Annotated in this window: 34 protein-coding genes, 2 tRNA genes and 2 rRNA genes; 27 read left to right on the forward strand and 11 right to left on the reverse strand. The window is 51.3% G+C overall.

Annotation, left to right across the window (positions count from 1 at the left end; all coding sequences use genetic code 11):
* From rrf (KNP92_RS14090) to KNP92_RS14100, 3 genes are all read left to right on the forward strand, one after another.
* Positions 1-87, forward strand: a 5S ribosomal RNA gene (gene rrf, locus KNP92_RS14090); the annotation flags it as partial.
* Between the two features lie 97 nt (positions 88-184).
* Positions 185-300 (forward strand): 5S ribosomal RNA (gene rrf / locus KNP92_RS14095).
* Between the two features lie 134 nt (positions 301-434).
* Positions 435-1,373: a coiled-coil domain-containing protein gene (locus tag KNP92_RS14100; protein WP_214841578.1), complete on the forward strand. Its 939-nt coding sequence runs from the start codon at positions 435-437 to the stop codon at positions 1,371-1,373.
* Positions 1,374-1,383: 10 nt separating this feature from the next.
* On the opposite strand, the gene KNP92_RS14105 is transcribed toward KNP92_RS14100, so the two are convergent.
* Positions 1,384-1,761 (reverse strand): HIT family protein, encoded by a 378-nt coding sequence (locus KNP92_RS14105; protein WP_214841580.1) that lies wholly within the window; start codon positions 1,759-1,761, stop codon positions 1,384-1,386.
* Between the two features lie 51 nt (positions 1,762-1,812).
* Here KNP92_RS14105 and KNP92_RS14110 point away from each other — a divergent pair, with 51 nt between their 5' ends.
* Positions 1,813-2,433, forward strand: a complete 621-nt coding sequence (locus KNP92_RS14110; protein ID WP_214841582.1) for a uridine kinase family protein — start codon at positions 1,813-1,815, stop codon at positions 2,431-2,433.
* Positions 2,434-2,648: 215 nt separating this feature from the next.
* Here the strand turns inward: KNP92_RS14110 and KNP92_RS14115 are convergent, their stop codons facing one another.
* Entirely contained in the window at positions 2,649-3,428 is a 780-nt protein-coding gene (locus tag KNP92_RS14115; RefSeq protein WP_214841584.1) for a sporulation protein, read from the reverse strand.
* Between the two features lie 139 nt (positions 3,429-3,567).
* On the opposite strand from KNP92_RS14115, the gene KNP92_RS14120 reads away from it, so the two are divergent.
* The 7 genes from KNP92_RS14120 (at position 3,568) to KNP92_RS14150 (ending at position 7,008) form a co-directional block, all read left to right on the forward strand.
* Positions 3,568-3,644 (forward strand) — tRNA-Met (locus tag KNP92_RS14120).
* 25 nt (positions 3,645-3,669) lie between these two features.
* Positions 3,670-3,746, forward strand: a tRNA-Met gene (locus KNP92_RS14125).
* A gap of 105 nt (positions 3,747-3,851) precedes the next feature.
* Positions 3,852-4,301, forward strand: a complete 450-nt coding sequence (tsaE, locus tag KNP92_RS14130; RefSeq protein WP_214841597.1) for a tRNA (adenosine(37)-N6)-threonylcarbamoyltransferase complex ATPase subunit type 1 TsaE — start codon at positions 3,852-3,854, stop codon at positions 4,299-4,301.
* The gene (gene tsaB / locus KNP92_RS14135) at positions 4,298-4,954 is read left to right on the forward strand and encodes a tRNA (adenosine(37)-N6)-threonylcarbamoyltransferase complex dimerization subunit type 1 TsaB (RefSeq protein ID WP_214841599.1); all 657 of its coding nucleotides are present in this window, start codon (positions 4,298-4,300) and stop codon (positions 4,952-4,954) included. Before tsaE ends, tsaB begins: the two co-directional genes overlap by 4 nt.
* Positions 4,947-5,408 carry a ribosomal protein S18-alanine N-acetyltransferase gene (rimI, locus tag KNP92_RS14140; protein WP_211780043.1) on the forward strand — a complete coding sequence of 154 codons (462 nt, stop codon included), beginning with the start codon at positions 4,947-4,949 and terminating at the stop codon, positions 5,406-5,408. Before tsaB ends, rimI begins: the two co-directional genes overlap by 8 nt.
* Positions 5,405-6,427 carry a tRNA (adenosine(37)-N6)-threonylcarbamoyltransferase complex transferase subunit TsaD gene (tsaD, locus tag KNP92_RS14145; RefSeq protein WP_214841601.1) on the forward strand — a complete coding sequence of 341 codons (1,023 nt, stop codon included), beginning with the start codon at positions 5,405-5,407 and terminating at the stop codon, positions 6,425-6,427. Before rimI ends, tsaD begins: the two co-directional genes overlap by 4 nt.
* Positions 6,428-6,441: 14 nt before the next feature.
* Positions 6,442-7,008, forward strand: coding sequence for a hypothetical protein (locus KNP92_RS14150; protein WP_214841603.1), 567 nt, complete (start codon positions 6,442-6,444; stop codon positions 7,006-7,008).
* Between the two features lie 45 nt (positions 7,009-7,053).
* On the opposite strand, the gene KNP92_RS14155 is transcribed toward KNP92_RS14150, so the two are convergent.
* Both KNP92_RS14155 and KNP92_RS14160 read right to left on the reverse strand, forming a co-directional pair.
* Positions 7,054-7,461, reverse strand: a complete 408-nt coding sequence (locus tag KNP92_RS14155) for a hypothetical protein (protein WP_214841605.1) — start codon at positions 7,459-7,461, stop codon at positions 7,054-7,056.
* Complete coding sequence (locus tag KNP92_RS14160; protein WP_214841607.1) at positions 7,458-9,359, reverse strand: ABC-F family ATP-binding cassette domain-containing protein; 1,902 nt, start codon at positions 9,357-9,359, stop codon at positions 7,458-7,460. Before KNP92_RS14160 ends, KNP92_RS14155 begins: the two co-directional genes overlap by 4 nt.
* A 149-nt stretch (positions 9,360-9,508) precedes the next feature.
* On the opposite strand from KNP92_RS14160, the gene KNP92_RS14165 reads away from it, so the two are divergent.
* From KNP92_RS14165 to tatC, 3 genes are read left to right on the forward strand one after another with little or no spacing between them, the layout of a single operon-like run.
* Complete coding sequence (locus KNP92_RS14165) at positions 9,509-10,165, forward strand: redox-sensing transcriptional repressor Rex (RefSeq protein WP_029596207.1); 657 nt, start codon at positions 9,509-9,511, stop codon at positions 10,163-10,165.
* Complete coding sequence (gene tatA, locus KNP92_RS14170; protein ID WP_251136616.1) at positions 10,165-10,383, forward strand: twin-arginine translocase TatA/TatE family subunit; 219 nt, start codon at positions 10,165-10,167, stop codon at positions 10,381-10,383. The genes KNP92_RS14165 and tatA overlap by 1 nt, the downstream gene beginning before the upstream one ends.
* A gap of 2 nt (positions 10,384-10,385) precedes the next feature.
* Positions 10,386-11,174 carry a twin-arginine translocase subunit TatC gene (gene tatC / locus KNP92_RS14175; RefSeq protein WP_214841608.1) on the forward strand — a complete coding sequence of 263 codons (789 nt, stop codon included), beginning with the start codon at positions 10,386-10,388 and terminating at the stop codon, positions 11,172-11,174.
* Positions 11,175-11,217: 43 nt separating this feature from the next.
* Here tatC and KNP92_RS14180 read toward each other — a convergent pair whose 3' ends face one another.
* From KNP92_RS14180 to KNP92_RS14195, 4 genes are read right to left on the reverse strand one after another with little or no spacing between them, the layout of a single operon-like run.
* The gene (locus KNP92_RS14180) at positions 11,218-12,045 is read right to left on the reverse strand and encodes an energy-coupling factor transporter transmembrane component T family protein (protein WP_214841610.1); all 828 of its coding nucleotides are present in this window, start codon (positions 12,043-12,045) and stop codon (positions 11,218-11,220) included.
* Positions 12,036-13,733: an ABC transporter ATP-binding protein gene (locus KNP92_RS14185; protein ID WP_214841612.1), complete on the reverse strand. Its 1,698-nt coding sequence runs from the start codon at positions 13,731-13,733 to the stop codon at positions 12,036-12,038. The genes KNP92_RS14180 and KNP92_RS14185 overlap by 10 nt, the downstream gene beginning before the upstream one ends.
* A gap of 58 nt (positions 13,734-13,791) precedes the next feature.
* Positions 13,792-14,343 carry an ECF-type riboflavin transporter substrate-binding protein gene (locus tag KNP92_RS14190; protein ID WP_214841614.1) on the reverse strand — a complete coding sequence of 184 codons (552 nt, stop codon included), beginning with the start codon at positions 14,341-14,343 and terminating at the stop codon, positions 13,792-13,794.
* 14 nt (positions 14,344-14,357) lie between these two features.
* Positions 14,358-15,197 (reverse strand): SAM hydrolase/SAM-dependent halogenase family protein, encoded by an 840-nt coding sequence (locus KNP92_RS14195; RefSeq protein WP_214841616.1) that lies wholly within the window; start codon positions 15,195-15,197, stop codon positions 14,358-14,360.
* A gap of 440 nt (positions 15,198-15,637) precedes the next feature.
* Between KNP92_RS14195 and KNP92_RS14200 the strand changes: the two genes are divergently transcribed.
* Both KNP92_RS14200 and KNP92_RS14205 read left to right on the forward strand, forming a co-directional pair.
* Positions 15,638-15,928, forward strand: a complete 291-nt coding sequence (locus KNP92_RS14200) for a YesK family protein (protein ID WP_214841618.1) — start codon at positions 15,638-15,640, stop codon at positions 15,926-15,928.
* A 186-nt stretch (positions 15,929-16,114) separates the two neighbouring features.
* On the forward strand, positions 16,115-17,461 hold the full coding sequence (locus KNP92_RS14205; protein ID WP_214841620.1) for an FAD-dependent oxidoreductase: 1,347 nt from the start codon (positions 16,115-16,117) through the stop codon (positions 17,459-17,461).
* 30 nt (positions 17,462-17,491) lie between these two features.
* On the opposite strand, the gene KNP92_RS14210 is transcribed toward KNP92_RS14205, so the two are convergent.
* Positions 17,492-17,674, reverse strand: coding sequence for a PspC domain-containing protein (locus KNP92_RS14210; RefSeq protein ID WP_214841622.1), 183 nt, complete (start codon positions 17,672-17,674; stop codon positions 17,492-17,494).
* A gap of 125 nt (positions 17,675-17,799) precedes the next feature.
* Between KNP92_RS14210 and KNP92_RS14215 the strand changes: the two genes are divergently transcribed.
* Entirely contained in the window at positions 17,800-19,005 is a 1,206-nt protein-coding gene (locus tag KNP92_RS14215) for a cation:proton antiporter (RefSeq protein ID WP_214841624.1), read from the forward strand.
* Positions 19,006-19,063: 58 nt separating this feature from the next.
* Here the strand turns inward: KNP92_RS14215 and KNP92_RS14220 are convergent, their stop codons facing one another.
* Positions 19,064-19,999, reverse strand: a complete 936-nt coding sequence (locus KNP92_RS14220) for an ABC transporter substrate-binding protein (protein ID WP_214841626.1) — start codon at positions 19,997-19,999, stop codon at positions 19,064-19,066.
* A 128-nt stretch (positions 20,000-20,127) separates the two neighbouring features.
* Here KNP92_RS14220 and KNP92_RS14225 point away from each other — a divergent pair, with 128 nt between their 5' ends.
* From KNP92_RS14225 to KNP92_RS14245, 6 genes are all read left to right on the forward strand, one after another.
* Positions 20,128-21,105, forward strand: a complete 978-nt coding sequence (locus KNP92_RS14225) for a FecCD family ABC transporter permease (protein ID WP_251136617.1) — start codon at positions 20,128-20,130, stop codon at positions 21,103-21,105.
* A complete protein-coding gene (locus KNP92_RS14230) occupies positions 21,102-22,148 on the forward strand; it encodes a FecCD family ABC transporter permease (protein ID WP_214841628.1) in 1,047 nt (348 codons plus the stop codon). Before KNP92_RS14225 ends, KNP92_RS14230 begins: the two co-directional genes overlap by 4 nt.
* On the forward strand, positions 22,145-22,957 hold the full coding sequence (locus KNP92_RS14235) for an ABC transporter ATP-binding protein (protein ID WP_214841630.1): 813 nt from the start codon (positions 22,145-22,147) through the stop codon (positions 22,955-22,957). The genes KNP92_RS14230 and KNP92_RS14235 overlap by 4 nt, the downstream gene beginning before the upstream one ends.
* An 87-nt stretch (positions 22,958-23,044) precedes the next feature.
* On the forward strand, positions 23,045-23,263 hold the full coding sequence (locus tag KNP92_RS15810) for a hypothetical protein (protein ID WP_251136618.1): 219 nt from the start codon (positions 23,045-23,047) through the stop codon (positions 23,261-23,263).
* Positions 23,264-23,269: 6 nt separating this feature from the next.
* Positions 23,270-23,518 (forward strand): hypothetical protein, encoded by a 249-nt coding sequence (locus tag KNP92_RS15815; RefSeq protein ID WP_251136619.1) that lies wholly within the window; start codon positions 23,270-23,272, stop codon positions 23,516-23,518.
* A gap of 13 nt (positions 23,519-23,531) precedes the next feature.
* Positions 23,532-24,116: an NADPH-dependent F420 reductase gene (locus KNP92_RS14245; protein ID WP_214841632.1), complete on the forward strand. Its 585-nt coding sequence runs from the start codon at positions 23,532-23,534 to the stop codon at positions 24,114-24,116.
* 135 nt (positions 24,117-24,251) lie between these two features.
* Here the strand turns inward: KNP92_RS14245 and KNP92_RS14250 are convergent, their stop codons facing one another.
* Positions 24,252-24,572: a TM2 domain-containing protein gene (locus KNP92_RS14250; RefSeq protein ID WP_251136620.1), complete on the reverse strand. Its 321-nt coding sequence runs from the start codon at positions 24,570-24,572 to the stop codon at positions 24,252-24,254.
* A 133-nt stretch (positions 24,573-24,705) separates the two neighbouring features.
* Here KNP92_RS14250 and KNP92_RS14255 point away from each other — a divergent pair, with 133 nt between their 5' ends.
* From KNP92_RS14255 to KNP92_RS14270, 4 genes are all read left to right on the forward strand, one after another.
* A complete protein-coding gene (locus KNP92_RS14255) occupies positions 24,706-24,864 on the forward strand; it encodes a hypothetical protein (RefSeq protein ID WP_214841636.1) in 159 nt (52 codons plus the stop codon).
* A 186-nt stretch (positions 24,865-25,050) separates the two neighbouring features.
* On the forward strand, positions 25,051-26,025 hold the full coding sequence (bsh, locus tag KNP92_RS14260; RefSeq protein ID WP_214841638.1) for a choloylglycine hydrolase: 975 nt from the start codon (positions 25,051-25,053) through the stop codon (positions 26,023-26,025).
* 136 nt (positions 26,026-26,161) lie between these two features.
* Positions 26,162-26,527 (forward strand): hypothetical protein, encoded by a 366-nt coding sequence (locus KNP92_RS14265; protein ID WP_214841640.1) that lies wholly within the window; start codon positions 26,162-26,164, stop codon positions 26,525-26,527.
* Complete coding sequence (locus tag KNP92_RS14270) at positions 26,520-26,876, forward strand: hypothetical protein (protein WP_214841642.1); 357 nt, start codon at positions 26,520-26,522, stop codon at positions 26,874-26,876. The genes KNP92_RS14265 and KNP92_RS14270 overlap by 8 nt, the downstream gene beginning before the upstream one ends.
* The last annotated feature ends 9 nt before the right edge of the window (positions 26,877-26,885 follow it).

A 26,885-nucleotide genomic window follows, 5' to 3' on the forward strand; every position in this document is an offset into this window, starting at 1 on the left:
CGTTCCCATGCCGAACACGGAAGTTAAGCGCTTCAGCGCCGAAAGTAGTTGGGGGTCTCCCCCTGTGAGGATAGGACGTTGCCAGGCAACATGAGACGGTCGAGCATAGCGCTCGATCGTTTTTCTTATGTGATTTTATTTAGGAAGTTGACGTAACGTAAACTATATGCTAATATAATAATTGTCTAGTGGCGATAGCGAAGTGGTCACACCCGTTCCCATGCCGAACACGGAAGTTAAGTACTTCAGCGCCGAAAGTAGTTGGGGGTTTCCCCCTGTGAGGATAGGACGTTGCTAGGCGATATGAGACGATCAAGCGGATGCTTGGTCGTCTTTTTTGTCGGTTGCACTGAAACTTCTAAGGCGTTCTTTCGTATAAATAAGAGACAACAACAACAACGAAGACCTCAAAGCAAGTGAAGGGAGAACTAGACATGACCGATTTCCATAAACAACAACTCGACTTACAACAACGTCTCTCCGAACGCGATCGACTCGCTCGTAAGTTGAAAACACTCGATAAACAAATTGCCGAACATGAGACGGTGCGTAAGCAACTGCTCAACTCGTTCACAAAAGAGCAGCGTGATGTGTATGATTTAGAGTCGTTCTCGCTCGTCAATACATGGCGTAAGTTTCGGGGGACGTTCAATGAACAAAAAACAATCGAGTTAGAAGAGGCAGCCCGAGCCGAATTGAAGTTACGGGAACATGAGAAAATGATCGATGAGTTGGAGCTCGAACGCCGCGATCTTCGCGAAACGTTTGAAAGGTATGCAGGGATCGATACGGAATGGGCACGATTTTTGGAAGCGAAAGAGGCTCGGCTGAAACAAGATCCTGACGTTAGAGAAACGTTGTATCGTCTCACGAACGAACAGGCAGATACGAGTGAGGCGTTGATTGAATACAACGAAGCCATTGTTGCAGGAAAATCGGCTCGTGCGGCGATTGCGAAGACGCTTAAACATCTCGACAGTGCAAAGAGTTGGTCAACGTATGATACGTTCTTCGGCGGTGGGCTAATTGCGACAGCGATGAAACACGACGCTATCGACGCCTCCGAACGGACGATGCATGAACTTCAATCCGCACTCGAACGTTTCTCACGAGAACTTTCAGACGTAAAAGAAGTCGTCAATGGCTTACACATTGAACGAGGGTCCCTCATTGAGTTCGCGGACTATTTCCTTGATGACATCTTCTCCGAATGGACGATGCATGGACGAATCAAGGATTCACTCGAGAAAGTGAATAGCCTCGACCGTGAAATCGCGAAACTTCTGGAGCGAATGACACGACAAGTTGAACGCTTAGAACGGCGACGTGAGGAAACGGAAGAGAAACGAAAGCAGCTCATCGTCACACGATGAGCTGGTTCCTTTATTCGGGTCGCTTTAACCAATGACGCAACCCTTTTCCGGCATGCGGCCCCGCCTCATAACGGGGGATGACGTGGAAATGGGCGTGGGGAACGGTCTGATTCGAGGCTTCCCCGACGTTCCAGCCAAGCGTATACCCATCCGGGCGATGTGTTACATCGAGAAAACGTTTCGCTTCGTGCAAGAGGTCATATGTATCTCGCCATTCGTCCGGTGTCAGGTCAAAGGTTGTCGTCCGATGCTGTTTCGGGACAATCACACCAGAGCCGACAAGGACGTCTTGTTCACGTTCGTGCATCAAAAAGTAGCACGTCTCGTTTTCAGCGACGATAGATTGCGAGGGGTCATCGTGTGGATGACAAAATGGACAAGTTGACATCAGATTGATACACTTCCTTTCTACATATAAGTGTATCAAAAGGAGGAGCCTATGAACGAATGGATTGAACGAATCGTCGCGAGCGTGCAGGAGAAAGAAACGTGCATTGTCTTGATTGCTGGACATGGCGGTGCTGGAAAGACGACACTCGCCCACGCTTTGATGGAACGTTTTGAAGAAGTGAATTATCTAAATACTGATCCATATATTACCGATTCAACGTTACGAAAAAGCACGATCCTTGAGTACACGGTCGATGGCGTCACGCATCGATATAAGATGACAGCCTGTCATCCAGCGGCACATCATATGCTATCGCTCGAACGAGATGTCCGCATGATTCGTGAAGGGATCGGCTTTTATACAATCGATGTGCCTTATCTTAAACGGACATGGATTGATCCTAAAAAATCGGTCACGATTGTAGAAGGAATGAGTGTCGCCTTTTTGCAACCAGAAAAAGAGGACATCTCGATTTACTTATATTCGGACGGGGAGACGGAGTTCAATCGCCGTGCGGTACGGGACGTCACGCATCGGGGAATGGAGCTCGATTATTTGAAGGCGTCTCATGAAGAACGCCGAATCCAATATGAGCAGTTCATGCACCCGTATCGAGAGAAGTTCCAGATTATCTTGAACACGAGTGGGGACGAATGGGAAAGGATGTGACATTGTGAGAAAACCGATAATATGGGTGATAAGTAGTTTAATTCTGGTGTTCACATTCATGGCTACCCAACTGTTATTTCCAATCACGTTTCAAGAATTCATCGCAATTTTCATCGCATCCGTTATTTTAGGTATAATTCCTGGTATAGTTGCCTCAGTTTTACATCAATTCATATTCAATAAAACAGGTAAATGAGAAACGCAGCCATTATTCGTCATGAACGGTGGCTGCGTAGCGTTTCTTGAATGCCGAGGCCGAGTCGGTCCTGCTCACGCTCGAGCTGTTCCCATGTGAGCGAGCGATGACGCATCGTGACATCGTTAGCGATGGAATCGAGCGTCCGCTGTTTCTCGATATTATCGAGCCAATAGTAGACGTCAACACCCTCCTCATCGATGCGCCAAAACGATTTGACGACCTCGAACTCGTCAGCCCAGTCGCCGACCGGTTTAAAGCCGTACTTCTCAACGAACGCATACGGCCGTTCTTCTCCAATCGGATCGATGACGTTACGGGTGAACATGAGCTCGAGACCGGCGTGTTCCGTCGCCTCGAGTAACCGTTTTAAGGCAGGGAGGGGTTCGACCTCGATTTTTTCAATGACGTCAAACCAGACCCGTTTGCCGTCCGTGTCCCACACGGTCGCTTCGACACTGTAGGGTGCACCGGCAGTCGAAGGGGCGTACATCGTCAAATCGAACGTGAACGGGATATGTTCTTCGTCACCCGGTTCGAGGACGGTGGACAAGGCAATCGGCACTTCTTGAATGTCGGCTTCACGATTGAACTCGTTGCCTTCGAGCGTGATATCTTTAAACGTCGTCAAGAAATTGAGTGTCAACTCTTTTAGCCGGACGACGTGCGTCGTCGTGTTCATCACACGCAAAGTCCCGTGGACGGTCTCGTTCGGGATGAACGGAACGGTATGAAAATAGACGGACGCATCGAGCTCGGAAAAGAACCATTGTTTAAAGCGGTTGCCCCATTTAGACATGTCGGTCGCGCTCCTTTTCTCTTATAAAGTCGGCTCTTATAAATGTTCCCGATTCCAAAATACAAAAAACATGAAGAAAAAGGTTGCATCTTATAACTACTTCACTTATTATAGAGGATGTCGAAACAATTCAAACCATCGCGGGGTGGAGCAGTCTGGTAGCTCGTCGGGCTCATAACCCGAAGGTCGTCGGTTCAAATCCGGCCCCCGCAACCAATTTTTATTTAATTTCATACGTCGTCGCGGGGTGGAGCAGTCTGGTAGCTCGTCGGGCTCATAACCCGAAGGTCGTTGGTTCAAATCCAGCCCCCGCAACCAATTTTTAAATGAGATAGCGAAACGATAACGTTTCGTGTTTTTTTTTGTCTAAAATGGAGTGTACAATGAGTACGTATCGCGACAACCACTAAAGGAGAAACATTCATGTATACATTGATTACCCATTCCGCGGCTGAGACACAAGCGGTGGCGGAAAAACTCGCCGCACGTGTCACGGCCGGAACGGTCATAACATTGAACGGGGACCTTGGTGCCGGCAAGACGACGTTCACACAAGGGTTCGGTAAAGGGCTCGGCGTGAAACGGAACGTCAACAGCCCGACGTTCACGATCATGAAGCAATACCAAGGGCGCTTACCGCTCTACCATATGGACGTCTACCGTCTCGAGGACACCGGGGACGACATCGGTCTTGAAGAATACATCAACGGGGACGGTGTCGCCATCGTCGAATGGTCGAACTTGATCGAGTCGTCGCTTCCGACTGAACGGCTCGCCATCACCATTGAGCGTGTTGGGGATGAAGAACGACGGCTGACGTTTGCACCGGTCGGACAGAAGTACGAGACAATCGTCCAGGAGGTGCTCGCATGAAACAGTTGATGATTGATACGGCGACGACACGACTGTCAGTCGCGCTCAGTGAAAATGGCACGATTCAAGCCGAGGCAACGGTCATGGTATCGAAGAACCACGCCGTCACGCTCATGCCGATGATTGAGCAGCTCATGGCAGCCGTCAAATGGACACCAGCTGAACTTGAGCGCGTCATCGTCACGACCGGACCGGGCTCGTACACGGGCATCCGCATCGGGGTGACGACGGCAAAGACGCTCGCCTATACGCTCCACATCCCGCTCGTCGGCGTCTCGGCCCTCCGTCTCATGGCGGCAGCCCCGAACACAGAACGCCCAGTCGTGTCGCTCATCGACGCACGACGCGGGAACGCCTATATCGGGCATTATCAACATAATGAACCACTCACCCCAGATACGCATGCGTCCGTCGAGACATGGCTCGAGACACATATGAAAGGGGAGTTCGTCGTCGTCGGTGACGTCGAACCGTTCCGAGACGTCTTAGCAAACTATTCCTATACAGAAGCGCCAGCCGCCCATTGCTATGGACGCGCGAGCGATCTCGTTGCACTCGGAGAAGAGACATCGGACGTCCACGCGTTTGAGCCGGAATATTTGCGTCTCGCTGAGGCGGAGGCGAAATGGCTCGAGGGACAAAATCATGGCTGACATCACCATCCGCCGCATGACGTGGCTTGACGTCGAAGAAGTGACGGCCGTTGAAGAAGCCTCGTTCGCGATTCCGTGGACGAAAGAAGCGTTCATGAATGAGATGCTTCGAAACGAGCAAGCCATCTATTTCGTCGCCGTTCATGATCGTCGTGTCATCGGCTTTGCCGGGGTATGGAAAATCGTTGACGAGGGACACATCACGAACATCGCCGTCTTACCGGAATATCGGGGACAGGGTGTCGGAAACCAGCTACTTCACGCGCTCGTCACGTACGCCCGTGCGCAATCGCTCGCCGCGCTCACGCTCGAGGTGCGTGTCTCGAACGTCGGCGCTCAGAAGCTGTACGAGCAGTTCGGCTTCGAGTGCGCCGGTCGTCGCAAACGCTACTATCAAGACAACAATGAAGACGCCTTGATTTACTGGGCGAAGTTAGGAAGTGAAACCGAATGAACACATCACTCATCTTGGCGATCGAGTCGAGTTGTGATGAGACGTCGGTCGCCCTCGTGAAGGACGGCAAGACGCTCTTATCAAACGTCGTCTCGTCACAGATTGAAAGCCATAAACGGTTCGGCGGCGTCGTGCCCGAGGTTGCCTCGCGCCATCACGTCGAGCGAATCACGTACGTCATCGACGATGCCCTCAGTGAAGCCGGTGTGACGATGCAAGACGTCGACGCCGTCGCGGTCACGCAAGGTCCTGGACTCGTCGGAGCGCTCCTCGTCGGCATCAGTGCCGCTAAAGCGCTCGCGTTCGCCCACAACAAACCGCTCATCGGGGTGCATCATATCGCCGGGCATATTTACGCGAACGACCTCGTCGAAGAAATGGATTTCCCGCTCGTCTGTCTCGTCGTCTCAGGCGGTCATACTGAACTCGTCTATATGCCAGAACATGGTGTCTTCGAAGTTATCGGTGAGACGCGTGACGATGCGGCCGGTGAGGCGTACGATAAAGTTGCGCGAACGCTGAGCCTACCTTATCCGGGCGGACCGGCCATCGATCGGCTCGCGGCGAACGGGGAAGATACGTACAAGTTCCCGCGCGTCCGACTCGAGCCGGGCAGCTTCGATTTTAGTTTTAGCGGGCTGAAGTCATCCGTCATCAATGCCGTGCATAACGCCGAGCAGCGAGGCGAGACGATTATTCCAGAAAACTTGGCGGCAAGCTTCCAGGCGAGTGTCGTCGAAGTGCTCGTCGAGAAAGCGATTCGCGCTGTGAACGAGAAAGGTGCGAAACAACTCCTCGTTGCCGGCGGTGTCGCGGCCAACCGTGGCCTGCGGGCCGCGCTACAGGCAGCGGCTGAACGAGAAGGCATCCGCCTCGTCATCCCGCCACTCGCACTTTGCGGGGACAATGCTGGCATGATCGGAGTTGCCGGGCATCACGCGTATGTGCGCGGGAGACGCGATACACTAGCGATGAATGCGGTTCCTGGGTTATCCTTAGAAGAGAGCATGACAGTCTAGGGGGAAATAGAGACATGACGAAACGCATCATCATTGGCGGGCTCGTCGTACTGCTCGTCGTCGCGACGTTTTTGCAAGTACGAGAGATTATCCGCGCCTACAATATCGCCTATCAAGAAGAGATCGTGCCGGAAGCGACGCGTGTACGCTCACTCACCGGGGCCGAGTCACTTGAAGGGATTAGCCGAGTCACGGGCGAGAACACGCTCGTCGAGGCGCTGTACGGGTATAAGAGTATGGACGACCAAGACATCGAGAGCGTCCTCGTCGTCGATCGCAACTTAGGGATTCAGCCGAAAGCGAGCGACGCTTACTATGAAATCTTCCCAGGACGTGAGGCGACCGAGGAAGAGGCGGCACAGTTCGAATCGCTCATCGCCGAGCTTGACGAACAACAGCTGTTCGCCCAAGTCATTTCGACCCACGAGGCACGCTACGTGACGAACCGGGAAGAAGAGATGACGTTTTATAAAGTGTTCGTCCGTGACGTCGACACGAACGAGTACGTCTTCTTTATCACCGAAGACGGGACGAAACTCGACTTCCACACACGTGGCTTCTTGCCACTGCGTTATTTCTAAATCAAAAGGGAAGCGAACTCCATTCGAGGAGAACGCTTCCCTTTTTTATGCATCCGGACGATGTTTTTTCTGTTTATACCACATGTTCACGCGGCTCACGACAAAGACGAGGAGCGCGAGCACCCACATGAACAGCGTCGTTTGATAAAAGTGGAACCAGACGGATCCCGGTGCATAAAAGCTATGCACTGTCACATCGACCGGCCAGACGACGAGGCGGATGAAGAGCGTGCTCATGAGTAAACCACTCAAAAGACTGATGAAGATGCCGCTCCACGTCTGGATGATGAAACCGATGACGATGGGCAAGAAATAAAACACGAGCGTCGGGACGATGGTTGATTCTCCACGGATGAGCTCGGACACGAATTCGGTCCCGGTCGGCACGATGAAGGCGAGACCGGTCAAAAACGCATGCAACCAGTCAATCCGCAGCGCACGGGAACGCATCATGAATGGAGTTCCTCCCATTCTGCATAGAGCGCCGTGATCGATGCTTTCGTCGCATCCGACTCGGTCGACAGTTCCTGCGCCCGCGCAAAGTCGTTGAAGACGTCCGGCTCACAAAGAAGCTGTTCAATCTCTTCGAGGCGCGCCTCGTGCTGCTCGATTGTAAGCTCGATTTCTTCAATGCGCTGTTTCATTCGACGTTCCTCACGCTGTTGTTCCTTGTCGGCCCGTTGCTTTTTGACGACGACTTGTTTCGTCTCTTCGCGTGCGAGGCGGGCGAGTTCTTCGAGCTCTTCTTTCTTCTCGACGTAATACGAGTAGTCACCGAGGTACTCGTCGATCCCGTTCGGCGTGATCTCGAGGACCCGCGTGGCGAGCCGGTCGATGAAGTACCGGTCGTGCGAGACGAACAGGATTGTGCCAGGATAGTCGAGGAGCGCGTTCTCGAGAATCATCTTCGAGTCGAGGTCCAAGTGGTTCGTCGGCTCATCTAAGATGAGCAAGTTCGGCTGTTCGAGCTTCAGCTTCGCGAGCGTCAAGCGGGCTCGTTCGCCGCCTGACAGTTCGTGGACACGTTTCATGACGTCGTCGCCGCTAAAAAGGAACTGACCAAGCAAGCTTCGTACGTCTTGCTCGCGCATGAGCGGCCAGTCGTTCCAAATCTCGTCAATGACGCGATTCTTATCGGACAGATTCTGTTGCTCCTGGTCGTAGTAGCCGATCTCGACGCCGGTTCCGTAGCGGATGTCACCGGTGAGTGCCGGCTGTTGTTTCGTCAATACTTTTAGGAGCGTCGACTTGCCGACCCCGTTCGGACCGACGAGGGCGACCGACTCGCCGCGCTGTAGCTGGAAGCGCAGGTTTTGAGCGATCGGTTCCTCGTAGCCAATCGCGAGGTCGTTTCCGCTCAACACGTCGTTCCCACTTTGGCGCTTAATCGTGAACGAGAGAACAGCGCTACGCTCGTCACCATCTGGGGCATCGAGCCGGTCGACTTTCTCAAGCCGTTTCCGGACACTTTGGGCACGTTTCGTCGTCGTCGCTCGGGCGATGTTCCGTTGGATGAAGTCTTGCATCTTCGCGATTTCTTCTTGCTGAGACTCGAACTGCTTCTTCTCTTGTTCATAGAGAGCGGCTTTCTGTTCGAGGTACTTCGTATAGTTCCCAACGAAGCGACGGCTCCGGTGGCGTGACAGCTCATAGACGACCGAGACGACGCGGTCGAGGAAGTAGCGGTCGTGGGAGACGATGAGGACGGCGCCTTTATAGCCGCTCAAGTACTTCTCGAGCCACGCGAGCGTCTCGATGTCCAAGTGGTTCGTCGGCTCGTCCAAGATGAGGAGATCCGGGCTCTGGAGGAGCATCTTTGCCAAGGCGAGGCGTGTTCGCTGCCCACCTGAGAGCGTATCGATTTGACGATTGAAGTCGTCCGGATAAAACCGCATCCCGTGGAGCACGGAGCGAATCGTCGCTTCATACTGATAACCGCCGCGATCCTTGAACGTATGTTGTTCCTCGTCGTATGCCGCAAGAAGACGTTCATAGGCGTCCGCATCGTTCAAAATGCGTTCACTGCCCATGTCTTGCTCCATCCGTCGGAGCGTCTGTTCTTGCTCAATCAAATCCGTGAAGACGGTGAGCATCTCGTTCCAAATCGTCTCGTTCGACTCCAGCCCGGAGTCTTGGGCGAGGTAGCCGATCGTCACGTCTTTTGGCTTCATGATGTCACCTGAGTCGTAGGTATATTCCCCGGCGATTACTTTAAGAAGGGTCGACTTGCCCGCGCCGTTTCGGCCGACAAGGGCGACACGTTCTCCTTCTTGGATCTCGAGTTTGACGTTCTCTAAAATCGGCTCGACACCGAATGATTTCGATAAGTTGTTGACTTGCAATAGGATCAAGTGAAAAAACCCCTTTCTCTGTATTTAGTATACTGTATTTTTTAGTGTTTTCAGGTATATTCATTGAGTGGTCATGTGAATTCGTTTACAATCAAGGTGTATGAAATCAGATTCGTGTGTAACGTGTCGTAAAAAGGAGGCTCTTTCCGTTGAGTCAAAACGAACCAAAGATTCCACAAGCGACAGCCAAACGGTTGCCACTATACTATCGATTTATCCAAAGCCTGCATTCGTCGGGCAAACAACGTGTCTCTTCTGCCGAACTGAGTGAGGCGGTCAAGGTCGATTCGGCAACGATTCGCCGCGACTTCTCGTACTTCGGTGCCCTCGGGAAAAAGGGATATGGCTATAACGTACAGTATCTGTTAGACTTTTTCCGAAAGACGTTGAACCAGGACGAGATCACGAACGTCGCCTTGGTCGGGGTCGGTCATCTCGGGACAGCTTTCGTCAACTATAACTTCCTTAAAAACAATAACACACATATCGTCGTCGGGTTCGATGCAGACGAGACAAAAGTCGGCACGACGATGTCCGGTGTCCCGATTCATCACGTCGATGAGATGGAACAAATCATGAAGCAAAACAAAATCGATGTCGCCATCCTCACGGTTCCGTCTGCCTATGCGCAACCGGTCGCCGATGACTTGGTCCGCTTTGGCATCAAAGGGATTTTGAACTTCACACCGGCACGACTTACAGTGCCGGACACAGTCCGTGTCCATCATATCGACTTGTCGATCGAACTCCAGTCGCTCATTTACTTCATGCAACACTATCCATCTGCTGAGGGGGTCCATCAATAATGGAATTACTAGCATCATCACTCGTCTTCGGGATTCCGGGAGGAGCAAGTCTCTTTATCATCGCGATTATCGCGCTCATCATCTTCGGACCGAAGAAGTTGCCTGAGTTCGGCCGTGCGGCCGGGCAGACGCTTCGCGAATTCAAAAATGCCACAAACGGCATGATGAATGAACATGATGAAAAAGACAAGAAAGATTCTGAGAAGAAAGAGCAGTAATCATGAACCATCAACCTGATCAAGAGCGGGCGCTGTCCGACCACTTGACAGAGCTGCGGAGACGACTGATGCTGTCGGCATTTGTCGTCTTTGCCTTCTTTTTGGCCGCTTTGCCGAGTGTCAAATATGTGCTCGCTTATCTACAGGCGGACCTCGTTGAACGAGGACTTGAGCTGAACGCCTTTGGGGTCGCGGACCCGCTCATGATTTATTTGAATTTGGCGCTCGTCATCGGTCTCGTCGCGGCCAGTCCGTTTCTACTGTATCAACTGTGGGCGTTTGTCGCACCTGGTCTGCATCCGAACGAGCGGAGAGGGACGCTCGCCTATATTCCAATCATCTTCATCTTGTTTTTGATTGGTCTCGCGTTCGCCTACTACTGGTTGTTCCCGCTCGTTCTCGATATCTCGACAAACCTCGGGCAAGACCTCGGCCTGACGCAAATCATCGGAGCCTCGAACTACTTCACGTTCTTGTTGCAACTCACGATTCCGTTCGGTCTGTTGTTCCAATTGCCGGTCGTGACGATGTTCTTGACGCGTATCGGGGTCGTGACGCCGTCTTTCTTATCAAAAATTCGGAAGTATGCGTACTTCGCTTTGTTCGTCATCGCGGCGTTCATCACACCGCCCGACTTGACGTCGCACCTCATGGTGTCGCTACCGCTGTTCTTCTTGTACGAGATTAGTTTGTCCATCTCACGCGTCACGTATCGTGGTGTGCTCAGACGAGAAAAGGAAGCGCAAGTGAAAGAGCAGATGGATTTGATGAAACAGATGAACGAAAAATAAACACCACGTCATTTGGCGTGGTGTTTTTGTATAGGTGGATTGTTTAAGAAAATGGGTTATAGAACCGACTACCATCATAAAATGTGACGACAAACGAGAAAATCGTCAGCATGAAGACGAGACCGATGGCCAAGTAATCGGCACGTGTCATCGGTCGTTGATTGTACCATGTCCGTTTTCGCTCGGCACCGAAGCCTCGTAAATCCATCGCATTGCTGACTGTCTCGATGCGCTCCAGACTCGTGAACAAGAGCGGGAGCAAAATATTCAAGCTATGCTTCGCACGCTTCAATAGCGGACCATGAGTCACAGCGACGCCACGCGCTTCTTGGGCATCTGCAATCGTCCGAAAGTCTTGTTGGACGTCCGGAATATAGCGCAACGCAAGCGAAACAGCGAAGGCGACTTTATAAGGAACACCAATTCGATTCAATGATGAAGCGAATTCGGTCGGGTGGGTCGTCACGAGGAACAAGACGGCGACCGGCACGATGACACTATACTTCAAGATGAGATTGAATAAATAAAACAACTGTTCCGCCGTCAATGTAAAACGGCCGATGCCTTCGAAAAGGACATGACGTGTCCCGTAAATAGCGACCCCTTGCTCGGGTTCAAACAAATAGACGGCGAGGGCATTGATCAGGACGAACAAGGCGGTGAACACGAGGACGAACCGGACCTCACGGAACCGAATACGAGAGACGAGGAACAGCCCGATGCTCGCAAAGCCTAAGATGAGAAGGACACGTGTGTCGTACGTAAACATCGTCGCAGTCGTCCACAAAAGAAATCCGATTAATTTGGTCGTGCCCGTTAAACGGTGAACAGGTGAAGGTTTCTCGATATAACCGAGCATCTCTACAGCCATTGGGCGCGCTCCTTTCGTTCCGCTTGAATCACAGCGTGAATAAACGGTTGCACTTCGACGTCGAGATGACGTGCCACGTTGAAGAGCGACGTTTGTTTAAGATGGGCATGACGCAACAAGGATTCTTGAGCGAAGAGGGTGAGCGGTTCGCCCGCGAACCGGATTCGACCGGCCTGAAGCAAACATACTTGGTCGCTATACTCGAGAACAAGATGCATATCATGTGTGATGATGAGGAGTGTCATGCCGTCTCGCTTCAAACGTTCTAAAAAATCCATCATGTCTGAGTAGTGTCGATAATCTTGTCCCGCTGTCGGCTCGTCAAGAATCAATACGTCCGGCTTGCGCACGAGAATCGAAGCGATGGTGACGCGCTTTTTTTGACCAAAACTGAGCGCCTGAATCGGCCAATTGCGAAACGGGTACAATCCGCAACGTCGAAGTGTCTCCTCGAGTCGACGTTCTTCTTCGTCTGCACTGAGCGTGAGCGCCTGCATACCGTATCGAACTTCTTCCCGTACGGTATGTTTCGAAATCATGTGATTCGGGTTTTGCAGGACGAATCCGATTCGCGAGGCCCGGTCCGCAATCGATTGTTTGGTTACGTCTTCTCCGTTCAAGCGAATCTGTCCAGCGGTTGCTCGTTGATAACCACTCAACACTTTGGCAAGAGTTGACTTACCGGCACCGTTTTGTCCGACGATTGTCGTCAATGTGCCTTTTGCGCAACGCAATGTAATCTCTTCTAACACATTTTCTTCAGATCGATAATGAAAACGGACACGGTCGAGTTCGAGTGAGGGAGAGACTTCGGGAGGAGCTTCAGGCATCTGCTCGCTGAGTCGCGACACGATAGGTTGCCGCTCGAACAGGTTGAGAAATGCGTCCGGTTGACTCGGCTTATCTTCTGGTCGAATCGAGATGTCTGCCCAACGTGCCGCACTCAAATAGAGCGGTTCTCGCAAAAACGCGCGAACGAGGCTACCGTCGCTCAATATGACGTCAGGATGTCCATCGGCGACAATCTCGCCGTCGACGACCACAATCATTCGATCGAACGGAATGGACAAGACGTCTTCGATTCGATGTTCAACGACGAGTAGTGTACGTTTGGTCTCACGTTGCAAACGATCGAGGAGTGCCATCGCCTCGCTACCGGCGAGCGGGTCAAGGTTAGCGAGCGGCTCGTCAAATAATAAAATATTGGCATCTTCGACGAGGACGCCTCCTAGGGCGGCTCGTTGTCGTTGCCCGCCAGATAGATCGTTCAGCCGATGATTGAGTAGATGGGCAACATCCGTCAGTCGGGCAACCCGTTCGACGGTTTCGTGCATTTCGGGACGAGCTACCCGTTTATTCTCCAAGGCGAAGGCGATATCTTCACCGACAGACAAGCCGATGAATTGCGTGTCTGGGTCTTGAAGGACGGTGCCGATGAGGGCAGAACGGTCAAAGAGCGAGAGTGTCCGCGCGTCGACTCCGTTGATGCGCACGTCTCCTTCCCACGTGCCGGGATACGAAAACGGGACGAGTCCGTTAATGCATTGGGCGAGCGTGCTTTTGCCAGACCCCGATGGGCCGACGATTAAGACACGTTCTCCGTCTTCAATCGTCAAATTGATATTTCGCAGCGTCGGTTCGGATTGACTGCGATACGTAAATGAAAAATGGTCGAACTGAATCGTCATGTCGTGCCCTCCAAGTAAAATAAGCTGACCTTAACGTACATTTGGCCAGCTCGTTTCATCATACTTCTCGTTTCAGACTTCCTGCTTTACTACGTGTGTTGGCATAGGCGACGAGGAGTAGTGTACCGATGACCCCGACCGTCAAAATATTCGATGTGGCCGCAACCGCGCCTTGGACGAATACTTTATTCGCGGGCTCGGCGTAAATTAAAATATCAAGGACCGGTGCAATCAAAATCCAGCCGATGGCCTGAACGATTGCTTGCGTCGCGTTAAAGAGCAAAATACCTTTCGTTGTGAGACCACCTGCTTCAATGTTGATGCGACGTGAGACGAGCCCAATCCCAAAACCGACGAAGCCAGAGACGATGACCCAGCTCCACCAAGGAGAACCATAAAGGATTGCATCTTTTAGCGCGTGTCCGATCAAGCCGATCAAACCGGCTGTGATTGGTCCGAATAAGATGGCCATAAATGCTAAAAAGGCGTAAGACGTTTCAATCGATGTGTTCGGTACGCCGGTCGGGATGGCTGCGAACCGGCTTAGAATGATGAAGACGGCGGCGCCGATACCGGTCGCCACGATTTGTTTCGTTGTAAACGTGTTCATGAATAAATTCCTCCTTAATGTGTTTTCAGACTAATTCGCCAGTCGTTTCCGATGCCGATTTCGTATGCATGCGCGAATGAACCTTGGTTAAGGGCAATAGCGACCTGATCGAGCGAGTTGATGTAGACGACGCCCGAGCCAACAGGGACATCGGCGAACGACCGACCGAACAGCAAGGACTGTTCATAGATGACACGACCGCGGTAATCAACCGTGACGACCACACGGCTACCGATATCGATTCCCGCCTCTCGGACAAGCGCGACCGGGATATTCGTCCACACATTACCGAACCGGATATCGAGAATCTCGACAATACCGGTCGTCTGAACGCCTTCTCTACGCGCCGGTGTCCGATCAAGAAAAACGATGTCCTCGATTGAGACAAGTGGGCCGACATCCTCGAACGTAATCGCGTGGCTTGAGAGACGCGCACCGGTGAACGCGAAGATATCACGACCGTGGAACGTGTAAGATTCACCCATATGTGGCAAGCGATGTTTTTGATCATCCAATTGACGCACTTCGGCAATCAAACCCGCTTGGCAAAGGTGTGTCAACGTTCCGTTGTCCGGGGTGATGACGTACTGGTTCGCATACGTGCGCGCGACGACGCTCTTTCGGTTCGATCCGACGCCAGGATCGACGACCGACACGAACACGGTCTGTTCCGTCCAATACGGTACGGTCTGGACGAGTCGATACGAGGCTTCCCAAATATGAAACGGTGGGATGTCATGCGTCAAATCAAAAATACGAATGCTAGGATTAATGCTATGGGCTACCCCGTACATCGCGCTGACCGCTCCGTCACTCACACCAAAATCTGATTGCAGTACCAATGCTTCTGTCATCTCTATCTCCTCCTTCCGGGCTTATGCCCACAAAAAAGACACCACGCCCTAATTGCTCAGGACGTGATGTCTGATCACGTGGTACCACCTTCGTTCATGGTCTGATTCGCATCAAACCACCTCAAGGAGTGCAAGACTCCATGGAATGATAACGGTATCCGCCATACCGGTCGATTCTACTAACGAGCGGTAGCTCGTGTTCTGTCGACTGCTCCAGGACCATCTTCAAGTGGGAGATTTGCTTCCTTTCCAGCATCAGAAGCTCTCTATGAAATCTCGGTCACCTTCTCTTCCTATCCACACATACTATGCAATTAGTCTGAAAATTTAAATTAATCTTACATCCAGACGATGCATGATGCAAGTTTTTTTTATTTGATGTAAAGAGACGTGCTAAACTATAAATAATCGAGTTGGAATCACCAAAAGGAGGGAAAGCGATGGTTTGGGAATATTACGGGGATGCGCTCATCGCGGTTGGCGTCTTAACGACGGTTCTTCTCATCTGCGCACTTCACTTTTTGCGGTCGTCACGTAAACGAAAACTGACGCTTCCGCTCCTCCTCGGAGGCATCGGCTACACGTTGTTCTTGATCGGTCTCGTCTTCATCCGCGGCTGGGACGGCATGGGGTGGAGCTTGGTGGGATTCAGTCTATACGCCTTCGGGCTTATCTTATATATGGGTGTCGCCGTCTATCTCTGGCTCAAACGACGTCGTCTTTCTACTTGACCATCCTCATGAATAGGGTGGTTTTTTGTGTCACGGCTGGTGTTCAAACTTTCGACATAATTACGTGAAGAAGTGAGCAAAGATATTGTCAAACCTCCTTGTGAAATAGTACACTAAGTTTAGAAATCAAATGTGATGTTTATCACATACCTAAACTTGCCAACCACTCAAAGGAGAGACTCTCATATGAAAATCGCAGTCATCGGATGTACACACGCAGGAACAGCAGCAGTTAAAGGATTACTCGCCAAGCATGACAATCTTGAGATTACTGTGTATGAACGGAACGACAACGTCAGCTTTCTCTCGTGTGGGATTGCGCTTCACGTCGGTGGCGTCGTCCAACGGGCCGAAGAATTGTTCTATTCGTCACCACGTGAACTCGAAGAACTCGGTGCGAACATGCGCATGAAGCATGACGTATTGAACATCGACACTGAAGCGAAGACGATTCATGCGAAAAACCTCGACACGGGCAACGACGTCTATGACACGTTCGATCGTTTGATTGTGACGACTGGTTCATGGCCGATCGTCCCGACGCTCCCAGGCATCGAGATGGACGGGATCGAGCTCTGTAAAAACTATGCGCATGCCCAGCGCATCATTGAACGAGCGACGGATGCGAAGAAGATTGCCGTCATCGGAGCCGGGTATATCGGTGTCGAGCTCGTCGAGGCGTTTGAAGTGTACGGGAAACACGTCACGTTCATCGACAGTGCCGACCGCATCTTGAACAAGTATCTTGATAAGTCGTTCACGGATCAACTTGAAGCGGACATGACATCGCGCGGCATCGACCTTGAGCTCGGTCAAACGGTCGAAGCGTTCCGCGGAGCGGAAGGAAACGTGACACACGTCGTGACCGACAAAGGTGAGTTCGAGGCCGACCTTGTCATCCTATGTGTCGGTTTCCGTCCGAACACGGGACTCCTCGAAGGCCAAGTCGACATGCTCGGCAATGGCGCGATCATCGTCGACGAGTATATGCGGACGAGCAACCCGGACGTCTTCGCAGCAGGGGACAGCTGTGCCGTCTATTACAACCCAGCACGCACACATGCCTATATCCCACTCGCCACGAACGCCGTCCGCATGGGGACACTCGTCGCAGAAAACCTCGTCACGCCACGCGTCCGCTATCAAGGGACACAAGGGACGTCGGGTCTTCGTCTTTACGATTGGAATATCGCCTCGTCAGGTCTCACGGAAGAAGCGGCCGGTCTATTCGGTCTTGACGTCGAGAGTGTCGTCGTCGAGGACGCGTATCGTCCTGAGTTCATGCCGACAGCAGAAAACGTTCAGTTCAAGCTCGTCTATGAAGTCGGCACGCACCGCGTCGTCGGTGGACAAGTACTCTCGAAAGCGGACATGACACAAGCGGTGAACACACTCTCACTCGCAATTCAAAATGAGATGACGGTCGAAGAGCTCGCTTACGTCGACTTCTTCTTCCAACCGCACTACAACAAACCGTGGCACTTCATCAATAGTGGAGCGCTCGCGGCGATGACAGACAAAGTGAACGCCTAAAAAAACTCGGGAGCCGCGGCTCCCGAGTTTTTATAAATAGCGTGGGGCGTCCTTCATCGAGTTGGCCAGAATCATATAGATGAGCACGTTCCCCGGGAGGAGGAGAAACAGTAAACGGACGCCGAGCGGAGACAAATCGAAATACTCGGCAATTCCGCCGCAGACGCCCGATAGTGAGCGATTCGTTGCAGATTTTCGAAGCGTGCGTTGCATAGATCAAACTCCAATCTCATGTATGATATGAAAATTTTACCATGAATTTGGTGACTGGTTTAGAAATTGAACGAAAAGGAATAAAGGATTACGTTCGAAATGAGTATGTGACGCGAGGTGGTTCGATGTTGACGCATCAAGTTTTACTCTTACTATTGATTGGCTACATCATTTACACGATTGACTTGAAGAAGAACTTTTTCCCCGTGCCCGTCATACTCGTCGTGATTGGATTGGTGTTATCGTTCGTTCCTTATTTTTCGACAATCCATCTCTCAAAAGAAATCGTGTTCGACGTCTTTTTGCCGGCTCTTCTGTTTACAGCAGCGTATCAGTTCCCGTTAAAACAATTGAAAGACAACTGGGGCATCATCACTATGTTGAGTACGATTGGTTTAATCGTGACGGCTCTCCTTCTCGGTCTCTCAATCTACTGGGTCAGTAATCTTTTCGTATCGCTTTCGCTAACCGCGTCGATGCTACTCGCCGCTGTATTAATCCCGACAGATCCGGTGTCGGTCACGTCAATCATGAAAGAAAGTACAGGGGCGGAACAAATCGCTGACGTCGTTGAAGGGGAGTCGATGGTGAATGACGGGACGAGCATTGTGCTGTTTACGATCTTCCTATCGATGTTCAACACCGGAGACGGCTTTTCTTTCGGGACATTCGTTGGCGAATTTTTACTCGTTTCACTCGGGGGAGTAATCATCGGTTTCGGCTTAGGATGGACGTTAAGTAAAATCATTCACTTCACGCATCATAAAGAATATCAAGTGATGCTCAGTATTGTAACGGCCTACGGAGGATTTTATCTCGCTGATGCCATCGGTGTTTCAGGTGTACTTGCGACTGTCGTGACAGGAATCATGCTGTCTTATGAAATCGATAAGACGAGCGGAGAACACGGGATGAAGCAATCGTTGGATGGATTTTGGAACATTGTGACGCCGACGATGCTATCGATTTTATTCTTACTCATCGGGATTCAAGCTGCAGGTTATTTGTTTTTCTCTCAGTGGTGGTTAGCCGTGGCCATTTTCGTACTTTCGATTCTCATGCGCTTCATCATGCTGTGCGCATCCGTCTATTCGGTTCCGATATGGAGACATCGCTTTCAGCCTGATCTCTTAACAATCTCGCTCATCACCTGGGCGGGCATTAAAGGGTCGATGTCGGTGGCGCTTCTTCTTTGGCTCGAAGAAGATGTATCGAGTCAAGACGAGCTGCTCGTGTCGTTATCGTTTGCGGTCATATTGATTTCGCTCATCTTACAAAGTATCGGTGTCTATCCGTTAACGAAGTATTTGGAGAAAAAGAAACAGCACTAAGAATGTTCATACATCAAAAAGTCATGGCTCAGTTTTTCTGAACCATGACTTTTTATCTTTATTTGAGGATGTCAACGAGTTCGTCGAGTACTTCATTGGCAGACAAGACGCCACCTGACGTGTTCCAAGTGTCGTCACTCACTTCTGTCACTTCGCCGGCCTTGACGGCATCAAGGTCTTTCCAAAGCTGGTTTGATTGCCACTCTTCGGTTGTCTTTGAGCCATCTGTTCCACCGTAGGTAAAGTAGACGATGTGGTCACCTTCCATCTCGGGGATTCGTTCCATTGTAATGGTTTCAGCAAACTCAGGACGGTCTTGGGAAGCAGGGCGCTTGATACCGACATCACCCAAGATGACCCCTGAGAAGCTGTCGTTGAAGTAGATGCGTGACTCGCCAGGAAGGAAGCGCACGACCGAGAGTTCTTTATTTACAGCGTCGCCGAGTTCAGCTTTCGTGTCTTCAACGTGTTGTGCGTAGTCAGCTAAAATGTCATTCCCTTTGTCTTCAAGGTTTAAGGCGTTCGCATAAAGCGCGAAGTTTTCCTGCCAGTCGCCTTTTAGCGTCTCCGACATGACAGTAGGCGCGATGGCATTTAACTTATCATAGATGTTCTCTTGACGAAGTTTCGTCCCGATAATGAGATCCGGGTCAAGTTTTGCGATTGCCTCGAGGTTGACCTCACTTTCCGTCCCAACCTCCGTCACATCTGTCATCTCTGATTCGATATGCGGGTACCAAGGGTCACCGTTCCATGATTTGACGGCACCGACGGGTTTCAAATCGAGGGCGATGAGCGCTTCGGTTCCTTCGTTCGTCAAGACGACGACACGTTTTGGTTCGACCGGTACTTCAGCCGTGCCCATGGCATGCTCGACCGTGCGCGTCTCCTTTTCTTCTGACTCGTTCGCGTTGCTCGTCTCTTCGGTCCCGCCGCAAGCAGCGAGGACGACGATCATGCAGAGCGTAAGTAGTGCTACAACAAATTTCTTCATATGTATAATGTCTCCTCTGTCTAGTAAGATTTCCTCTCCGACTATAAGTGATAATGATTCTCAATGTCAACCCCTTTTTCTGACAACGAGATTTTGTTATGGTAGTAAAGGAAAGAAGTGAGAAAATTATGAGACCATGGATCAAACTATTTATCTTGATCGTGCTATTACCTATCTTGGGTTACATCAGCTTACGTGTGGGCGTCATTTCAGTCAGTCATCAGGATGTCGTCGCACTCGGGAGTGACACATCCTCACAAGCTCGAATTGCGCTCGAGGATAACCGCATTCCGCGTACCATCGTGGCGCTGCTCGTAGGGAGTGTCCTTGGACTCGCCGGACTGATTTTCCAGCTCGTGACGCGAAATCCGCTCGCGTCACCCGACATCTTAGCTGTCAACGCCGGTGCGAGTCTTGCTATCGTCCTCGTGACACTGTTGGGCTTCAGTAGCATCGCCTCATTCACGGCGGCCGCGTTAATCGGAGCCTTCCTTGCCGGCGTCATCGTTTATCTCCTCAGCGCGAACGGTGGCAACGTCATGTATATGACACTCGCTGGCGCATCGCTCGCGGCACTATTTAGTTCGTTCACGCAATCGATTATCGCCTACGAGGAAGGAGCGCTCGATGAGGTATTGTTCTGGTTGACCGGTTCCGTGGCAGGTCGTTCACTTGAACTCGTCATGACGTTGTTGCCGTGGATGATTGTGGCGAGCCTGAGTGTGTTACTCATCAGTAAAGAGCTCGAGACGCTATCGCTCGGTGATCAGGTCGCCCGGTCGCTCGGTCAAAACGTTGGCGTCATCAAGTTCGTCGCTGTCACGCTCGCCGTCGTTTTATCGGCGTTTGGAGTCGCGCTCGCAGGGCCAATCGCGTTTGTCGGTTTACTTGCGCCGCACCTCGCGCGCTATTTATTCGGTACGGCGTTCTTCGCACGACTGGCCGGGAGTGCCATCATCGGTAGTGTGTTGTTACTTAGTGCAGATATTCTCGGGCGCGTCATTTTATTCCCGCGTGAAGTGACGGTCGGCGTCGTCCTTGCCGTCATCGGAGGCGCATTCTTCATCTATCTCGTCAGCGCTAGACAAGGAGTCTTTAAGTCATGAAATCATATAGTTTTCGAAAAGGTCCGTTCTCGTTCACGCTCCGGAAGCGGGAAATCGTGCTCGCGGTCGCACTTCTTGCCGGCTTATTGGTCGCGTTCTATTTAGGGGTCGCCATCGGGGACACGACCTTGACCCCATGGTCGCTCTTGGCGGTCTTCTTTGGTTCTGGTGACGCGTTCGCCGAATTGGTCGTATTCGAGTTTCGGATGCCGCGTGTCCTTATGGCCATCACGGCCGGTGCATGTCTCGCGGTCAGTGGTCACTTGTTACAGCTCACGATAAAAAACGAGCTCGCGTCACCAGAGATTTTCGGTATCGTCGGCGGGGTCGGGGTGGCAACGGCAACGTTCTTCACCGTGTTCACTGATGAGCGAACGAACCAACTGTCCGTCCCGCTCGCCTATATCCCGTTCGCCTCGTTCGCAGGTGCCTTGACGATTGGCGCTTTTCTTTTTTATTTATTGAAGCGGGGGGTCCCACCTATCCGGCTCGCGCTCATCGGAATCGGCATTAGTATCTTCTCGCAAGGCATCGTTCAGTTCATGATGCTCGCCTCGAACGTGTATCGGAAGAACGATATCCAGCAATGGCTCACCGGTACTGTCTATGCGGCGACGTGGAATCAACTGAAAATCATGGTTCCTCTTGCTGTCTTGTTTTTACTGGCCGCTTTCTTAATTGAACGACATGTCCGACCGCTCCACATTAGCGAGGCAGTCGCGACGAGTATCGGCGTGCCGGTTCGGGGCACACAGCGTGGCACGTTAGTGTTATCGTGTCTCCTTGCCGGAGTTGGGGTCGCTTTCGTCGGGGCCATCGGCTTCGTCGGTCTGATGGCTCCGCACATCGCCCGTCAAGGTTTGAAGTTGCCTTACATTTGGGCGACGCTTCTCGTTGGTGCCATCATCGTCGTCTTGGCCGATGTGATCGCCCGGACCCTCTTCTATCCGTATGAGCTTCGGACCGGGGTCATGACGGCCGTCATTGGCGCGCCGTACTTCTTTTATTTACTTCGCCGTATGATGAAAGGAAGCATGAGATGAATACATTTGATTTACAGCAAGTTGCCATCGGCTATGAACAGAAGACGGTGCTCGACGGGTTGACGTTCTCGATTCCACACGGAAAAATTACGGTATTGCTCGGTGCGAACGGGTGTGGCAAGTCGACGCTCCTCTCGACGCTCGCACGACAACGAGATGCCTTAGGCGGGACGATTTCATTCCGTGACAAGCCGCTCTATACGTATCGGGCGAAAGAAGCGGCTCGACTCATGGCGTTTATGCCGCAAGTGAACGTCGCGCCTGACGGACTGACTGTCGAACAGCTCGTCCGATTCGGTCGCTATCCGTATCAGACGTTCTTCAAACGTTACTCAGAAGACGACGAACGTGCCGTCGAGCGGGCGCTCGCCTTCACAGATACGGTCGCGCTTCGGGACACGCTCGTGAGCAATTTATCGGGTGGACAGAAGCAACGTGTCTGGATCGCACTCGCCTTGGCGCAAGAATCAGAGACAATTTTACTCGACGAGCCGACGACGTACCTCGATATGTCGCATCAAATTGAGATTCTCGACTTAATGTATCGTCTGAACCGGTTAGAGGGCAAGACGATCGTCATGGTGCTCCACGACTTGCATCTCGCCTGTCGTTACGCCGACCATGTCATCGCACTCGCCGACGGGAACGTCTATCGGGAAGGGAGCCCGAACGATGTCGTCGACGAGGCGTTCATGCAGGACGTCTTCGGATTGAAAGTCGTCGTGACAGAAGATCCGCTCTATGGAACACCACTCTGCATTCCGTATTCGCATTATGAGCTGAATGAGAAACGACCACCCACGACCTAGTCCTTAGACTAGGTTTTTTTTCGCTTGAAGCTGGGGATGAAATAAGAGACAACCGTTGTACCGTGTCACGCAAAAGGAGGGGCCGACATGGCCAAAAAGGAAAAACAACCGTACCATATTGTCACGTTCACGTTTCCTGAAGAATCCCTTTCGTATCAAGCGTTTAGCAAATTGAAGAAGTATCACGCCGAAGGACTCGTCGGGTTTGAACAGCTCGTTGTCATCAAACGTGAAGACAACGGAGCGTTCTCGTTCGAAGACGCTGTCCAACTGACCCCGACGAACAAGTCGACGAAAGGTGCTTAAATCGGGATGGCTGTCGGAATTCTCGGCGGACCGTTCGGCATTTTATTTGGGACACTCACTGGTGGACTAATTGGGGGAACGAAAGATTTGAAACATGTGCAAAGCATTCAAGAGACGTTCAAGCGGACTGTCGGCAACATTGAACCTGGTCAAACTGGAGTGATGGGGATTGGGGAAGAGTTCGATCACTCGGTGCTTGATGGGCTCGCCGCTGAACTCGGCGGGACGGTGACACGGACTGACGAAGAACTGTAAAGGGGAGTTGTGTATGAAAATAGGAATATTAGGGGCTGGGAAGGTCGGGCGGACGCTTGGACGCAAGTTCGAGGATGTCGGCTATGAAGTGTTGTATGGCACACGTTCGGAACGTGACGGGACGATGTCGCTCCAAGATGTGGCATCGAATGCGCAAATCTTATTGTTAACGACACCGTTTGCGGCTGCCGTCGAGTTGATTCAATCGCTCCAAGACTTGGATGATAAGATTGTCATCGATGTAACGAATCCAATCGCTAAAGAATTCAATGCGGTCGAGCGACCAGAAGGGAAGTCAGGAGCAGAGCATCTTCAAGAGCTCGCCCCACACGTGCGGATCGTCAAGGCGTTTAATCAGACGGGCGTGGAGAACCTTGAGAACCCGAACATGTCGATGATGTTTATCGCCGGTGACGAACAAGAGTCGGTTCGAGCCGTTCAAGATCTCGCGGCGAAAATTGGATTTGACGCCCATACGTTGCATCATTTGAAATTAGCCCGTGAACTCGAATCGCTCGCTTGGTTATGGATTCATTACGCGACAAAAGAGCGGAAGCATCGGAATTTTGCGTTTTACTTGAAAGAGAATAGTTTTTAACGCAAATAGGCCACCGGAGCGGAATCGCTCGCGGTGGCCCTTTTTTGAGCTTCAATGAGACCATGCATAAGATAGGGAGAGGACGAGGATTAGAATCGACAAAATCCCTGAAAATTCGCGTATCCGTGTCATTATTTAAAAGCCCGTATAGCGGTCGTTTCGCGTTTGCAACAGTTCAATCGTCTCCCGTTCGATGCGGTCGACCTCAGTCCGCTGCCAACCGGGCATGAGGAACGCATCGACGAGTGCCCAGATGCCTGAGATGAACGCGCCGAATCCAAGCGTTAAGACGACGATAAGGAGCATGGCGACACCTGATCCGATTTTTCCAAAATAGAAACGATGTGCACCGAACGCCCCGAGGAAGAACCAAAGTAGATAAGCGACAACGAGGTTGCGCTTTCGTTTCTCGACCTCGCTGTTGACGAGTTGCATCTCTTGGGTGGTCAAATCCATCCGAGAATAATTCAAGGTGAGTCCCTTCTTTCGCGTGAAGTTTGATAAAATGAGTTCGTGATTCATTATAAATTGAAACGGTATTGATTTCCATGATTTTCTAGAAAATCATGGGTCAGAGAAGGAGACAGCTATGGGGTTTGCCATTTTGACGTTCGTCGTCGCGTTCATCCACGTCATCGCGGGAGCGGTCGTCTTACATAAGTACCCGCAATATAAAACGATTGCCATCAGTGTCATCGTGCTCGGTTTCATGTATGGACTGTTGACGGTCGGTTTCATCGTGTTATAAAAAGCATTAGCCCCTTCATTGTGTAGGGCGCTCGTACTTTTAGAGCGTCAAGGCCGAGCTGAATGAACAGAAAGACCGATATAGCGGAGGCTAAATCGGTCTTTTCGTACGGTTTATGTCAGTTGAAAACGTGAATAGGACAAAGAGTGTCGCTATAGTCTGCATTGGAACGGAAGGAGTTTTAAGATGTGTACAGCAATCACGTATACTCCACATGCCCACTACTTTGGCAGAAACTTAGACCTGAACGTATCTTATCACGAACAAGTAACAATCACGCCCCGACACTATCCGTTCAACTTTAGACGAATGGGTGAAAACACGGAACATTACGCAATGATTGGAATGGCGACCGTCGTAAAAGGCTACCCGCTCTATTATGAAGCGACGAATGAGAGAGGACTGAGCATGGCGGGTCTGAACTTCCCAGGGAATGCCGTATTCAAGCCTGAAGTCGATGGGCGCGACAACGTCTCGCCGTTCGAGTTCATTCCATGGATTCTTGGGCAGTGCGCGACCGTCGAGGAAGCGAAAAAACGCCTTACGACAATCCAGTTGGTCAACCTCAACTTCAGCGATGCACTTCCCCTTCAGCCACTACATTGGATGATTGCCGATCGGGACAAATCAATTGTCGTTGAGCCGATGGGGGACGGGCTACGCGTGCACGACAATCCAGTCGGCGTCTTGACAAACAATCCGTCGTTCGAGTATCAGCTGTTCAATCTGAACGATTATCGGCATGTCTCGACAAAACTACCGGCCAATACGTTCGCACCCCCATTGAATCTCGATGCCTATTGTCTAGGATTAGGTGGAAATGGCTTACCGGGTGACCTCTCATCGACGTCACGCTTCGTCCGGGCGACGTTCGCCACATTCAACTCGGTCTGTGAACCGACCGAATCGTCCGCAGTCGGACAGTTTTTCAAGCTGTTGGATACGGTGCTCCAAGTGCGTGGATTGAACGAGGCGGGGGATGGGACATACGAGTATACCATCTATTCTTCGTGCTGCAATGTCGACAACGGGATGTATTATTACCGGACGTATAACAATAACCAAATCACGGCCGTATCACTGTTCAAGGAACAGTTAGATAGCGAGCAATTGATTACGTATCGCCTACGAAACGGGCAACAGATTCATTTTGAGAATTAAGATACCGCCTTCTTCATCGTCACTCTCTTTTTTGATAGCTTATCTTTTACCCATAATATGCAGCGAGTTCGGTTTTCAAAGCGAATGAAACTTGTCGACGACTTCTTCGTATAGAGATTGAGAGGAGGTCGAGCAAATGAACGGACGGAAGCTTGTATTTATCATTGGAATCGGGTTAGTGACGGCGGGCACTGTTTTCGGTGTGTCCTCGTATCTGTTGTTTCTCATCGCGAGTGTGCTGTTTTATCGGCGGCAACGTTTAAAAACAGGAGAATATACGACCTCGGTCAAGAATCGTCTACTTTGGCGTTCGAGTGAGAAGACGTGGCTCGTCGCCCTCCTCGTATTCGTGGTAATGTATTTGATCGGCTTTGGGGCGACGCAGGTGACGATATCGACTCAGGACCTCGCCTTGACCGCCCTGACCTATTTGTTTGCGACAAAAGGGCTGTTTTTGATGAATGAGATCCATGCGTACGAGCGGGAGGCGAAAGATGAATAAGAACGTATTCAAAGGGTTACTCGTGATGTGGTTGGCGCTGATTGGCCTCGACCTTTGGCTCGAACAATACGCACTCGTTGCGGTCACGGGGCTTGGGATCACCGTATATACCTATTACAGTCAACGCGTGAAGCGACTTTCAGACGAATCGAAAACGAGCATTATGAACGAACTGAACAAGAAGACCGTGTCGTTCCTCGTCTTGTCTTTCCTTCTCGTCGTCATCGTTGGATTTTGGTTCAACCTTCGAACCCTTCCGACTGCTGAAACCGTGTTCGTCGCACTCGGTGGTTTGTTAATGTATCGAGGCTTGACGATTCGTCATTTCATCCCGCGAGCCACTGCGTAAACATAGACA

The sequence above is a fragment of the Exiguobacterium sp. s122 genome, from assembly GCF_018618475.1.
Classification (GTDB): Bacteria; Bacillota; Bacilli; order Exiguobacteriales; family Exiguobacteriaceae; genus Exiguobacterium; species Exiguobacterium himgiriensis.